This window comes from Candidatus Harpocratesius sp. (assembly GCF_054039255.1).
The window spans coordinates 1-13,752 of record NZ_JBPLBG010000005.1 but is presented as its reverse complement, the minus strand read 5'-3'; the positions used below and the strand labels follow the sequence as shown (position 1 = coordinate 13,752).

Below are 13,752 nucleotides of genomic sequence, written 5' to 3'. Positions count from 1 at the left end.
CATTGTTTTGGAATTGAAGACGGCCATTTCAAGTAGACGGTACGATATTCATTAGAAGACGCAGGATGTTTCATTAATTTACAAGAAAAAAGAAGGAGATTTAAGGTTTTGGGTTTTTTGCTATCATATTGGAGAGCGAAGATTACCGTGAAACCTCATGTTTTTTTTATTTATTATGATTAATTAGGAATTTTTTAAGGAAAATTCTCGTGCTTTTATTAAGAATACAATCATATTATTAAAAGGTGTTGCAATTTTTCTTTTTTTACCAAGATCAATTATTTTCTGATTTAAAAACTCAATCTCTGTTGGCTTTTTTCTCCAAAGATCCTGAAGCATACTATTTTTATTATCTTTTGTTTTTTGCAAGACGATTTTTATTTTTCTACGAATTTCATCAAATGAATCATGTGGTAATTGATAACTTTCCATTACTACCATTATTTCATGAATCAAATGTTTAGCAGATTTCCAAAAATATGGATTATTCAATAAATTTCCATTTTTCTCATTTAGAAGTGCTCCAAGAGGATTAATTACAATATTAATTATGGCTTTCTCCCATATTTTTTGAAGTGAATTCTTTGCTTTCTTAATTAAAATGCCTGCTTTATTAAAATTTTGAATAATTTCCGAAATTTTGACTTCTTCTCGATTTCCTTCTGTGATATTTCCATTGGTCAAATTTGAAATTCTACAGATAAAATTCAATCCATCTCCAGTTTGAATAATATGATTATAATTTTCAAGCATCACACCCATTGAAGAAATAATTCGATAAATCTTAAGATTAGGAAATTTACTTTTAAAAATTTCTTCATTACCCAATCCATTTTGAAGTAAAAACACCCTCTGAAATTTTGAGATTAGTGATGCGTATTGAGAAGTAATTTGAGAAAGTGAGTAAACTTTGCAGGAAATTATACAAATATCAAAATTTAATTGATTAATTTTTTCATTTAGAAACTCATTCTGAGAAGCAAAAAAGTGAATAGGTGTTAATTTTTCAGCAGGTTTATTAAATTCTTGAAAAAATAGACCTTCTTCATACACTTTTTTATATATTTTTTCTGAACCTATAGCATAAACATCATGATTATTCAAGGCAAGTTTTGCCCCAAAAAGACATCCTAAAGATCCTGCTCCAATAATTAATATTTTCATGCATATCTTCTCATTATTTTAGTTGGAACCAATTGTCTAATCGATTTTTTCTGGATAAATTTAGATTTTTATTCTTTTGAGATAGTGAATATCTTTTTTTTGCTTTATGTCTTTTTCGAAAATTTTCTTGTACCAATTTAACTGGTTGTTGGGGTTTAAGATTTAGCTTGGGTAATATATCAAGTGCATTCTTAACGGCGTATCCACTAAAATGATTATTAAAATAGGCAGCAATTTTAGTTGAAGGATTTTCTGTATGAAAAATACTGATTTTTCTAGCCCATTGATTTAATTCTGTGTCATTAAATAGATAGTTCCACCATGGATTTTTACCGTAACCATGAAACCTTAGATAAAGTAATTCTTTAACAGGATTTAAGAATGTAGGAGGAAGTAACGGCTCAATAACAGCACAATATCCGATCTGATAATCAGAAAGTAAATCCATAATTGAATCTCGTATCCATGTCTTATTTCGGAATTCTACGACCCCTTGCCATGAATTTTTAGAAGTTTTATCCCCTAAAAGATCTCTTCCACGGCTTTCCCGCCATTCTAGCCAAAATGAAATAAATTCCTCAAAATGCTGTTTATCTTTTTTTTTTTTGTATGAAAAACTTGGTGGTAATTGAATTAAATGAGCAAAAAGTTTATGATTGGCTTCCATTGGTAAGAAATTTTCCAGATATTGGATTAAGTCATTTTTACATTTTCTCAGATCTAATTTTGCAGTGTGAGTAACTTTACGGTTAATTTTGGCACTGAATAGAAAATAATCAGGTGTAATTTGACACCATTTCTCAACTGTTTCTTTTTTTGGTGTATAATAAAAGCTACTATCAATCTCAACTGATTTAAATATACTTGAATAATATTCTAAGTATAACGAAGAAGCAAGAAAATTTGGATAAAAACTGCCAACCCAATCCGGTTGATATGCCCAACCACAAGTTCCCACATAAATATTTTGTATTTCTCCCACTTTGGGCCAAATCCTGATTAGTACTAATTTCCATAAATTTTTCCGATAGAATTGCTATCTGAATTAGTACTTTTTTCATTTTTATTCTTTTTACGGGAGAGAATTTTTAAATCTTGAGAGATGAGATGAAGAAACTCTGAATATTCTGTTTCAGAAATGTTAAAGCTGTTATCTATTGTAGGGAATATTAAAGTTTTTACATCATGTATGTATGCCTCAGCGGCATCTACCATTGTTTTCCAAATATTTGCATACTGTTTAACGAATTTAAATTTCTTAGAATTAGAAAAACCAAGCATATCTTGTGCAACTAAAACTTGTCCATCACAACCATTACCTGCACCAATTCCAATAGTAGGGATGTGAAGATGTTGAGAGATCTCGCGCGCTATTTGCCAAGGGACCATTTCCAATACTAGTGAAAAAGCACCTGCTTCTTCTAATAAAATAGCATCTTCAAGCAATTTTTCTGCGGCTTTTGCAGTTTTTCCTTGTAATTTATAACCACCCAATTGATGAAAGTATTGGGGAGTTAATCCAATATGACCCATTACAGGAATTCCATTAGAAGTTAGCAATTTTACTGTCGCGACTCGCTCATGACCTCCTTCAATTTTAACTGCATCAGCATCACCTTCTTGAAGTACTTTTCCAGCATTTAATAAAGCAATTTCAGGAGTTGCAAAGCTCATAAAAGGCATATCAGCAATTACCATTGCATGTTCGGAACCTCGTGCAACAGCAGCAGTATGTCTGATAATATCATCCAAAGTTACCTTTAATGTGCTGTTTCTTCCATAGATAACCATTCCCATAGAATCTCCAACTAAAAGAGCGTCTATTCCAGAATAATCAAAAGCTTTTGCCATCATATAATCGTATGCAGTTAGAACAGTTATTTTTTCTTGTTTTTCTTTCATACAAATGAATGTTTGAGGAGTTACTTTTTGCTGTGGAGACATTGTTTTATTACTCAATCTTGACCCATAATTAATTTCTTTTTTTCGTTTTGATTAGTATGAAGGAGTATTTATTAGTATATATTATGATAAATAATAATATTTATCTATATATTTCATTTTAAATGGATAGAATGTATACAAAGGAGAGATCCCTAAGTATGATAAATAACGTTATTTGTCGTTTTTTGTCGAAGCGTCTCTGTGTTGGACGTTAAAACATTCTCGATATTTAAAATAAATACCGTTATTTATGTCGGATAATGTCGCTTTTTGAAATAATAACAGTTGATCATAAAAAAATAACATGATTAAAATGCGCTTTTATTGAATGGAAATATTTCAAGGTAAAAATTGTTTCATCCAAGTTTGATAATCTTTATCGGAATGTTCGTGAATTTTGAAAATGTTGAGGCTCTCGGCCATCTTTTGAGCAAACAAATGCTTACAAAACCCAAATTCCTGTTTTCTATATATATAATCAATTAAAAAATTGTGACATTGGCAAAAAATCCCAGGATATAATAAATAATATCCTGATTTCCCTTGAACTGCCCAAATCACTAAATTTGATGGAAGAAAAATATTCTTATGAATTGAAAGTGCACCATTTTGCAGTAATTCTAAAGATCGAAAAAATAATTTACCATATGTTCTTTGGAATTTTACAATCAAGGAACCAGTTAATTTTCCCTCATTTTTTAATTCATCAAAAAGATTCATCAACTTATCATAAGAAATAACTTTAATAAAATATTGTAGAATTTGTTGAGTGGCTATAGAACTAAAATGGAACAATTAAACATTTTGCTATTTCCTACACGATTTTTTCCAGCTATTAGTGGTGGAGATTTCTTATTAGAAAGACTTGGAAGAGAATTTTTAAAGATTTCTCGAAGATCGTCAGAAAAATCAACCTTAGGGATAAAAATGCAAGTTTCAGTGGTTACTTCAACAGCTATTGATTTTGCATCCTTACATGGAAATGGAAGAACGATTGATACTTCCCACAAATTTTTTAGCCAATATAAAAATCTTAAGATTCATAGATACCGTGTTCTTAATTCTTACTCTCATTCTTCAAATAAAACATATGAAAAAAATATACATTCAATGCTCTTTGAACTAACAAAAAAATACTTAAATTTTGATAAAAATGATTTAACAGATGTTATTAAAAATGGACCTATTCTTCCTGAATTGATACATGAGCTATTCCATGAGAAATTTGAAAAATCATTAGAATTTGTACCAGATATAATTCACTGCACATACTTACCATATTTGAATATTATATACAGTTTGCTTATTGCCCAGTATTATAAAATACCATCATGCATTACGCCATTTCTACATTTTGCAAATATTAGGTACCAAAAGCCTATATTTTATCAAATTTTGAAAATCTTCGATTGCATTTTTGCTTGCACTAAATATGAAAAAGATATTTTAGTATCGAATGGAATTGATGAAAATAAAATTGCTATTTTACCAATGGGAGTAGATACAAAACGATTTAATCAAGATGATTACCGCTCCCATTTTATTAATATTTATCAACCTAAATCACCATTGATTTTATTCTGTGGATATAAAAATTATGAAAAAGGAGCATTGACTTTGTTAAAAAGCATTCCCTTGTTAATACAAAAAATCAATCAGTTTAGCGTTGTCTTCATTGGACCCTCAACAACTGCATTTAATTATCAATTAGCTGAAATAAAAAAAAAAGCAACAAACATTAAGATTATTAATATTTCACCTGAAAATCTCACAGGAATGTATGATAAAAAAAAGATCGGAGCCTTTCAATTAGCTGATGTTTATTGCATGCCCAGTAGATCAGATGCCTATGGAATAGCATATTTAGAAGCATGGGCAACAAATACTCCAGTGATTGCAGCGAATATTCCAGCCATGCACGAAGTTGTTAATATTAATAGAGATGGCTTGTTGGTTGAATTCGATAACATTGATCAATTAGCAAAAACAATAATAAAAATTCTTCAAAATTCCTCTTTAAAGAAGAATATGGGAGAATTGGGTTATAATAAAGTGATTTTGAATAATAATTGGACAAAAATTTCAGAATGTACTCTCAAAAAATATCATGAGTTAATTCATTCAGAGAATAGTAATTATTAATAGCTAAATTAAAATAAACAAAATATCAAATTAGCAAGAGGAGAGATTTATGGGAAAAGAGAAAAAACGGTTATATGGAAATAAATATGTAAATGTAAAAGATGGAAAATTAAAAATTGGCAATTTTTCATGTTTGGATTTAGCTAAAAAGTGGGAAACACCTATATTTCTTTTCCTCGAAGAGAAAATTCAAGAAAATATTAATTATATCTCCTCAATATTTTCAGAGATTTTTCCTCAGTCACAGGGTTTTTATTCTGTAAAATCAAATTATCTTCAAAAAACAGCTGAAATTGTGAAAGAAGAGCAGTTTGGTGCTGAAATTGTCTCATTAACTGAACTTCAGATGCTGAAAAGAATTGGATTTGACCATACAAAGATCATTGTTGGTGGTCCTTATCTCCCTGATAAATTCTTAATGCAAATTGTTCAAATGCAAATTCCTTATATAGTTATATATGATTTAATTGATATATCCCGCATTTCTCAAACAATTACTAAAATTTTTGGAACAAATTCCAACTATTGCCCAAAAATACTCCTTAAATTTCAGACAAAAAAATACACCAGCCGTCATGGGCTACATAATAATAAAGAAACATATAAATCAATAAGTGAAATATTTAAAAAAAAAACAAATCTTGAATATGCAGGAGTTTTATCTCATTTTGGAACACGATTAAAAACATGGCTTCAATATGAAGAGAATATGAAAAATTTAATTGAAATTGTTCAAAAAATAAAAAAAATATCAGGATTGTATTCAAAAATTCTAGATATTGGGGGAGGATTTTCCAATGCAGATTCTTTGAAAGAAAAAGAATTTCGAACATATTTACTTGGATGTAAAAATATGCTTTACCAAGCAGGATTTCAAAATTCCATTATATTTTATGAACCTGGAAGATTTATTGTTGAAGACACAGGATTTTGTATAGCTGAAGTTATACGGGTTGATCCCATCCATAAGGTTGTCTTTCTTAATATTGGTAATAATTATATTCCTAAATTTATGAAATCATCCTTAAGATTTTATAATGCAACCAGAATCACAGAAGCACCAAATACACCTTTTGATTTTATGGGAAATATTCCATCAGATCAAGATATTTTAATTAAAAATTATAATTTCACAAAATCGGTATCTCGTGGTGATATTATAGTTATCGCTAATGTGGGGGCGTATGCGTTAACATGGTCAACGCGCTTTCCTTATTCTCTTCCAAATATTCTATTTCTAAGTAAAACAAAAATCAATAAATACAAAACGGGATCAAACTCTTTTATATTTCCTAATTCTTAATTATTCTCATATATATATGTAGATATTATCACATCTAAAAACTCGAGATAGCTTTTTTTTTCCTATACGTCAAGTGAAGGATCGGATCGCATGAAACATCATCTAACTACCTCCCCAATAAATATAAATGCTAAAAAGACGGATGTTTTTAAAACAGAAATTGGTCAAGCTAACATCCTTATTCTAGGATGTGGTGGAGCCGGCAATAATACAGTGGATCGCTTAATGAAAATTGGAATTCGAGGAGCTAGATGCGTAGCAATTAATACTGATAGACAACATTTAGAAGCAGTCCATGCTCATTTCAAATTGTTAATTGGAAGCAATTTAACTCGTGGTTTGGGGGCAGGAGGACAACCAGAAATTGGTAAGAAAGCTGCAGAAGAATCCCGTTTAGAATTAGAAAAAATTTTGCAAGAAGGAGATTTAGTTTTCATCACTTGCGGAATGGGAGGGGGGACAGGAACAGGAAGTGCACCGATCATTGCTCAAATTGCAAAAAATCAAGGTGCAATTGTTGTGGCAGTAATTACCATGCCTTTTCAAGCAGAGATGAAACGTGTTTCTAGAGCAAAAGAAGGAGTTAATGCACTAAAAAATTATGTCGATACATTGGTTTTAATAGACAATAATCGTTTGTTAGAAATTGCTGCAGATTTACCAATAGCTGAAGCTTTTAGTTTAGCAGATGAAGTTTTGGCGACAATGGTTAAAGGAATTACTGAAACTATTTCTCTACCATCCCTTATTAATTTAGATTATGCTGATATTCGAACAATTTTAAGTTCTGCAGGAATGGCTATTGTTGGTATTGGTGAGGGTGATGATCCAAGGCATCGTGTCGAGGAAGCTATTGAAGATGCCCTTAATTCCCCTCTACTTGATTTTGATATATCAGGTGCGAAAGGTGCACTTATTCATGTCTCTGGAGGAAATGATCTCACATTAATTGAAACAACACGTGTAGCTGAATTAATAACTGAACGAATGGATCAAAATGCCCAAGTGATTTGGGGGGCTCGTGTTGATCCAAATTTAACAGGAATAATTAGAGTTATGTTATTAATTACAGGTGTAAAATCTCCTCAAATGTTAGGAAACTCAAATTATACATTTATCAAACCTGAATTCACACAACAGTTTAATCCACAACGACCTTCTTTAGCAGATGAATTCTTCAATATTAGTGAAATCCGCTCGATAAATGAAGAAAATTTAAATTTATATTAAAAATAATATCAGAAAATTAAAAATCTTGTTAAAAAGCACCTTTACTACATTGTAACTATCATTAATTATAAAGTTGGTTTCCACATTTCGGTAAATTCTTGCTGTTTTTTCTTTTGGTATTCTTCATGCAAATAATTAATTACAGTTTTATGGGGCGCACCTTGGAGGATCATATTAATTGCCTTTTTTGCAATTTTAATTGAATCAAATTCTCCGATTAATGCGAGATATTTTCCATAAATGGAAAGATTTACTTTTGAATATTTTTCTATATCTTGTCTAATTTTTCCTTGATCGCCAATTAACCGCCCTTTCATTCGACGTAATTTTCGTTCTGAATGACCTACAATCTGTTCTAAATTAATTAATTCAAAAATATTCTCAGCATCCAATAGTTTTAATGCCTTTTGAGGATTGAATCCGTAATTTATGGCATTAAGAATTGATTGTGCAGTATATACCCGAATACTTGGATCTTGAAATTCGGTATTTTCTATTGAAATTGGAAAATTCTTTTTTGCTGTGATATGGTATTCTCCTGTCTTACTGTCAATTGTAATATTAGTTCCTGTTCGGTCTTCGAGTAATTTTTTAGTTTCACCATTTTTACCGATAGCAACAGCCAATCGATCTTTAAAGAATGCCATAAAAAAAAAGAGTAATTCATAGGTTAAATCATTTATGCGAATATACGACAGATATCATTGTGAATGATATTTTTGTAATATTTTCCTGTATGTAATTTCAACTGAATCCATATCATCCTTATTAATATAATCACTGAAAAAATTATGTATGTTAATTATATCTCTTTTAAGAAACACAGGAGCATTAATATGATAAGTGGATACCGCTTGAGAAACATCAATTATTGTAGGTAAACCATTCCACATTAAAATGTTATATTCACTTAAATCTCCGTGAACTAAATGAGCATTTAGATACATTTCTTCAATATATTGAATAATTTTCTTATAGATCTCAAAAGGATTTGATAAATCTTCTACATCCTTTAATCGAGGGGCTGGAGTTCCATTAAATGCCCCAATATACTCCATTAATAAAACATTATCTACACACAATATAGGTTTAGGAACAGGAATACCATGACGTGATAATTGTTTCAAATTCTTAAATTCCTTTTTACTCCAAGTATATATGATTTTATGTGTAGAACTACCAATTTTCTTAAATCGAGGATCGCCAATAATGTAATTTTTCATCCATTTGGTGTTTTGGGGATCGATTTTATATATTTTTACTGCTATAGGTTGATCATTTTCCCCAATTGCAAAATATACATTTGCTTCCTTACCTGCAGAAATAATACCTACAAATTCTGTAATAATTCCTCTTACTTTCAATTTATTGATATTTTCTGTTGTATATTTATCAAATACGCCCCCAGTTGCCATTCGTTCTTCCTTTTTTCGCTTTTTCTTAATCCGTTGTTTATCTTTTTTTTGATCAAGCCTATCAACTAGTTTATCTTCAACCACTCTTCTTTCACATCCCTATTTTTCCATTTCCTTTTCGTTTTCAACAAGATTCCATTTTTTTTTCTGAAACTGGTTAAAATTGAGTTGTTTAACCTTTTTACCAGGTAATGAAATCAAAATTACCTTATTATGAGTAATGTTTTTTACGTGATATTTAGATCCATCAAATAATAATAAATCATTTTTACGCACTGGAATTAAGCGAAGAAGAGTGGATTGTCTATATAATCTGGTACCTGTTTCATGATCAATACCCATTAATCTTTTTGAATACTTAATTTCAAAAGAAAATTTCGCACGTAGTCTATGAACTAATGCTCTTGTCATAGCATTATTACTTATTTTAAGATCAAAACCATTTGTTGTCCATTCTACTTTGGTGATAAAAAATGATAAATTTTTCTGATGCTCATCAAATTCTATATGATGAATTTCATCCAAAATGATTTGTAACATGGGTTTATCTCTTGGATGTTGAATTCTTATTTGGATAATTGCATCAAATCTACCACCTGATTTTTGAGCACAATAAGGACATTGAATTTTTTTCATCTGTATTTCCAATTGAGTATTGTTAACTAACACATCATCTTTATTTCGACTCTCAATATGAATTATTATATTTTTTTCTTGAGAAAATGAAGTATTTTGGGGTATAAATAGAGAACAACGAATATTATACTTATCTTCTATTGGAAAAATCAAAGATTCATAGATTAAACTACTTAAAAAATCCAATTCAATTTCTCCTTCAGGAAGATAGTACCACTCAAGATATTTCTCATCCATTCGTAATGAAATAGCAGAACATATGTAACATTGGCGTAATTGAATCTTTTGGGGAAAATTTATGTTTATTTCTTCTTTTCCATAACAATTATAACAGAGAAATCCAGGATATAGATCTTCATCCTTTTCTATGTTAGCACCACATTTTGAACAAAATTTCCGTAATTTCATTTAATTTCTCTCTTCAATTCTTTTATGGAGATAAAATATTATTGTTTATTATTATATGCAAGTAGATAATTAAGTAATCAAGTTTTTTTATAAGTTAAAAAATCACTTTCAAAGCAATTGGAATCCCTTCGATTTCTAAAACACCTTCTGGATGGATTATTTTCAATTCAACCAATTTAGTTATAATATTCTCTCCAACAACATTGAAATTGGTCGATTTTTGCAATATTGCAACTACCTTGGAGATAGGAAGTAATTCCCCCTTAAAAAACCCCTCTGAAACATGATACTGAAATTTACCTTCTTTCAGTTTCTGACCCAAACATTCTTTATCACAAGCAGCAACGACAGAATCTTTACTTTGATGATGGATTTTTATATAACACTTAATCCCTTCGCCATTTTCTGTAGTACACATATTGTTATCACTCATTTTTGCTCTATTATAATTTCACTTTTATTTTGAACTCCTAAATAATCTCTCTCAATCAATAAATTGGATAAAATGATTGAAAAAATTCGAATAAAAAAAGAGAATATCCCTCAAAAGAGGTTTTAAAGTTTTATCGGGTGACGTGTTCCGCAAGCTTGACATACTAACAGATGATTTCTTCCTTCCTTCAAAATAATAGTATCTGGTTTCCCACACGTCTCACAAATAACGTAAGTTTCACAATAATTATTAATCAAACGATTAATTGTACGTAGTTTTTGCTTTCCTTTTAAAATTGCTTTATTACCTTTAATATTTCCTGCAGTACCTACTTCTTGTAAAATATATTTAATAAAGTGTTTTTCATCCCGTTTAATCGATTCAACAATATCCTTAAAATTCACAATAATTGTATTTTTCCCTTCAAACTCCAATCGGGCGATGGGAATTTTCCAACGATCCGTTTCATGAAAACCTTCGGGAATTTTTTCAAATGCTCGATCTACCAAAGCAAGGTATTCTTTCTCGTCCATTACTTTATAAAAGGTTTCTTTCCAAAAAAAATTTCGGAAAAAGAACTTTTATTTAGAAATTTATCCCAATTATTAAATCATGATTATTCTTAATAAGCAGAATAATGTCCATCACTAGTCTTATAAATACGAATATCTTGACTTAACTGATTTAAATATGTCTTAAGTGTTGGTAAATCTAATTTTAGAGTAGATTGAATCTCAGTAATTGCAACACCATCATCATTATCATTATCTCTAATATATTCGACAATTTTATCTAAAATATTTAATTTTTCAAAAGGATCATTAGAAGAAAAAGACCCAATTTCTGATGAGAACTCTTCAATTTCTTCATTTTCACTTGGACTTTTTGCTTTTTTATTTATTTGCATATCTATTTCATCTTTAATATTCATAGAATCCAAGCGAGAAGAAGTAGAATCTTGGGGAATATTTGATTCAAAATTAAAATCAGAAAAAGTAGGAGTTTCTATTTTTTCAATCTCATATTTAGGTTTTAAATTTCGTCGTGTGAGTATTTTTAGCATATGATAGGTTTCCCAATTAGGATCTGATAGCTTTCTAGCATATTCACCAACTAAAGAGATCTTATTGCGATATTGGCGCGTTTTTCCTACTACTTCAATAAGAATTCCTTTTTTAATATAACTGTAATCTTCAATTTCAATTCCAAATATAGTGATCCAGATTCTTCCAGTCCCATCATCAATTTGAAATGAGATTCGGGAATTTTGCCCAAATGAATCATCCAAAAAAGATTCTTCTTGATTCTCGTTAGTGGGATCTTTTCGATACAAAATTGTTCCACACACCCTTACTCTTTTTACACGCCCATAACGGGTGGACACCATCTTTTCTTCATCTATCCATTGCCCCTCATCCAAATCTTTGATAAATACGTGTAAAGCAGGATATTTTTGAAAGCGAGAACCACCTTCTGAAAGATTTTCAATACTCATATTTTCCACCAATATTTATGAATTTTATACCTCGATCCTTTAGCAATATCTCTAATAATAGTTAACTATCAAAGCAATTTAAAAGCAGATATTTTTAGGAAAATATTTTAATTTTCCTTAAATGGACATTTTCTTTTTTTAGTGCTTAATTTTTAAAAATATTATCTTTTCTCTTAAAATCTTGAAGTACACTTGCCACACCGCCCAATATAGAGATTTTTGCAAGTATAGTGATTCATGTGAAATACCTATAATCACAGTATCTTCTTTGAAAGAATACAAATAAATAAATGGAATAAAATAATCAATTATGGAAGAATAAGGTAAGTTTTCGATAATACTGCATGTTTTTTGTGAAGTTCTTAACAAATCTTCTCTTTGCCACCAAATAGATTTTGTATACTCTAAGAATTGATCAGGCATATGGTGTATGTTCCTACTATCTTACAGAAAAATATAGTTTTCAAATTCCTTCTGTTTCATTTTTACATGATAATTCAATTTTGATCTTTTAACAATCCTTTTATCTATTTTAAACATTCAATTTATCTGCATTTTTTGTTATTCCAAATGTTTATTTGCTCCATAATCCTTCTATCATATGAAAATGTTATCAGCTGAAATTTATCTTCATACAATTAACTGGAAGAATCGATTAAAACGCGAAATACCCTTTTTATCCAGTATTTTATCAAATCTCATAATTACTCACAATGCCCCTCGTAATATTCTCGATTTAGGTTGTGGTCCTGGGAAACACATTAATCTTCTTTCAAATAAATTCCCAAATGATTATTTTATCGGAATTGATATTTCTGAACAAATGATTACAATTGCTCAAAAAACTGTCATTTCTGACAATAAAAGAATTGAAAAGAATCATAATCGAATTAAGTTCATTCAAAAAGATTTTATGCAGAATAATAATGATTTAGAACCTAATTCGTTCAATTTTATTTATTCTCTTGGAAATTCTATGCTGTTAATTATGCAAAAACATGATCCATTTATAGTTTTTGAAAAGATATCACAACTTTTAAGTTCTCGCGGGTTCTTCTTTATTCAGATTTTAAACAACTCAAAACCCCGATCAGGTTATATTGCTTCACCTGTTTATACAGATCCATCTGGTGATAATTATTATACAATTAAGCGATTTGCACCTGATTTTTATAAAAGCAAAATGTTTGTAGATTTTGTAGAATGTCACCACTCTTATGAAAATAACAAAGTATTCACCCAAATAAAGCAATCTTCTTGGCCATTAATTACACTCCCAGATATTGAAGAAATATTCAATCAATTGAATCTTAATTTAGTGAATGTATGGGAGAATTATCTAAGAGAACCATTCTCTTTAAATTGCAGCGATGCACTGTTGTTATTAGCGAAAAAAAACAGTTAAATTGAAATTTACAAAATATGCATTAGTTTTCATAATTTTCACAAATTCTCGATGAATTTTAAAATTCGAGGATCTTTTTAATTTTTTAATTTTATTATCCAATCGTAAATTATTCTCAACATATCAATCCGTCTGTTCACTATACACATTAATTTTCTAGATAAACGATATACTTTC

15 protein-coding genes are annotated in these 13,752 nt (G+C 29.6%); 4 read left to right on the top strand and 11 right to left on the bottom strand.

Going from position 1 to position 13,752, the window contains the following annotated elements; all coding sequences use genetic code 11:
• Nucleotides 1-183: 183 nt before the first annotated feature.
• From ACXLDF_RS00555 to ACXLDF_RS00540, 4 genes are all read right to left on the bottom strand, one after another.
• Nucleotides 184-1,164 carry a ketopantoate reductase family protein gene (locus ACXLDF_RS00555; protein WP_457556533.1) on the bottom strand — a complete coding sequence of 327 codons (981 nt, stop codon included), beginning with the start codon at nucleotides 1,162-1,164 and terminating at the stop codon, nucleotides 184-186.
• 13 nt (nucleotides 1,165-1,177) lie between these two features.
• Nucleotides 1,178-2,146: a DUF72 domain-containing protein gene (locus tag ACXLDF_RS00550; RefSeq protein WP_457556532.1), complete on the bottom strand. Its 969-nt coding sequence runs from the start codon at nucleotides 2,144-2,146 to the stop codon at nucleotides 1,178-1,180.
• 23 nt (nucleotides 2,147-2,169) lie between these two features.
• Nucleotides 2,170-3,108, bottom strand: coding sequence for a 3-methyl-2-oxobutanoate hydroxymethyltransferase (gene panB, locus ACXLDF_RS00545; protein WP_457556531.1), 939 nt, complete (start codon nucleotides 3,106-3,108; stop codon nucleotides 2,170-2,172).
• A gap of 339 nt (nucleotides 3,109-3,447) precedes the next feature.
• Nucleotides 3,448-3,828 (bottom strand): hypothetical protein, encoded by a 381-nt coding sequence (locus tag ACXLDF_RS00540; RefSeq protein WP_457556530.1) that lies wholly within the window; start codon nucleotides 3,826-3,828, stop codon nucleotides 3,448-3,450.
• A 66-nt stretch (nucleotides 3,829-3,894) separates the two neighbouring features.
• On the opposite strand from ACXLDF_RS00540, the gene ACXLDF_RS00535 reads away from it, so the two are divergent.
• From ACXLDF_RS00535 to ftsZ, 3 genes are all read left to right on the top strand, one after another.
• Entirely contained in the window at nucleotides 3,895-5,250 is a 1,356-nt protein-coding gene (locus tag ACXLDF_RS00535; RefSeq protein ID WP_457556529.1) for a glycosyltransferase family 4 protein, read from the top strand.
• Nucleotides 5,251-5,299: 49 nt separating this feature from the next.
• Nucleotides 5,300-6,553 carry a type III PLP-dependent enzyme domain-containing protein gene (locus ACXLDF_RS00530; protein ID WP_457556528.1) on the top strand — a complete coding sequence of 418 codons (1,254 nt, stop codon included), beginning with the start codon at nucleotides 5,300-5,302 and terminating at the stop codon, nucleotides 6,551-6,553.
• Between the two features lie 90 nt (nucleotides 6,554-6,643).
• The gene (gene ftsZ, locus ACXLDF_RS00525) at nucleotides 6,644-7,783 is read left to right on the top strand and encodes a cell division protein FtsZ (RefSeq protein WP_457556527.1); all 1,140 of its coding nucleotides are present in this window, start codon (nucleotides 6,644-6,646) and stop codon (nucleotides 7,781-7,783) included.
• 65 nt (nucleotides 7,784-7,848) lie between these two features.
• Here ftsZ and ACXLDF_RS00520 read toward each other — a convergent pair whose 3' ends face one another.
• From ACXLDF_RS00520 to ACXLDF_RS00490, 7 genes are all read right to left on the bottom strand, one after another.
• Nucleotides 7,849-8,430, bottom strand: a complete 582-nt coding sequence (locus ACXLDF_RS00520) for a KH domain-containing protein (protein ID WP_457556526.1) — start codon at nucleotides 8,428-8,430, stop codon at nucleotides 7,849-7,851.
• A gap of 54 nt (nucleotides 8,431-8,484) precedes the next feature.
• Nucleotides 8,485-9,282 (bottom strand): serine protein kinase RIO, encoded by a 798-nt coding sequence (locus tag ACXLDF_RS00515; RefSeq protein ID WP_457556525.1) that lies wholly within the window; start codon nucleotides 9,280-9,282, stop codon nucleotides 8,485-8,487.
• A gap of 15 nt (nucleotides 9,283-9,297) precedes the next feature.
• On the bottom strand, nucleotides 9,298-10,242 hold the full coding sequence (locus ACXLDF_RS00510) for an NMD3-related protein (protein WP_457556524.1): 945 nt from the start codon (nucleotides 10,240-10,242) through the stop codon (nucleotides 9,298-9,300).
• A gap of 94 nt (nucleotides 10,243-10,336) precedes the next feature.
• Entirely contained in the window at nucleotides 10,337-10,660 is a 324-nt protein-coding gene (locus ACXLDF_RS00505; protein ID WP_457556523.1) for a DUF424 domain-containing protein, read from the bottom strand.
• Between the two features lie 137 nt (nucleotides 10,661-10,797).
• On the bottom strand, nucleotides 10,798-11,208 hold the full coding sequence (locus ACXLDF_RS00500) for a translation initiation factor IF-2 subunit beta (protein WP_457556522.1): 411 nt from the start codon (nucleotides 11,206-11,208) through the stop codon (nucleotides 10,798-10,800).
• A gap of 89 nt (nucleotides 11,209-11,297) precedes the next feature.
• A complete protein-coding gene (locus ACXLDF_RS00495) occupies nucleotides 11,298-12,170 on the bottom strand; it encodes a single stranded DNA-binding domain-containing protein (protein WP_457556521.1) in 873 nt (290 codons plus the stop codon).
• A 138-nt stretch (nucleotides 12,171-12,308) separates the two neighbouring features.
• Nucleotides 12,309-12,593: a hypothetical protein gene (locus ACXLDF_RS00490; protein ID WP_457556520.1), complete on the bottom strand. Its 285-nt coding sequence runs from the start codon at nucleotides 12,591-12,593 to the stop codon at nucleotides 12,309-12,311.
• A 178-nt stretch (nucleotides 12,594-12,771) separates the two neighbouring features.
• Here ACXLDF_RS00490 and ACXLDF_RS00485 point away from each other — a divergent pair, with 178 nt between their 5' ends.
• Complete coding sequence (locus tag ACXLDF_RS00485; RefSeq protein WP_457556519.1) at nucleotides 12,772-13,575, top strand: class I SAM-dependent methyltransferase; 804 nt, start codon at nucleotides 12,772-12,774, stop codon at nucleotides 13,573-13,575.
• Nucleotides 13,576-13,752 lie beyond the last annotated feature (177 nt).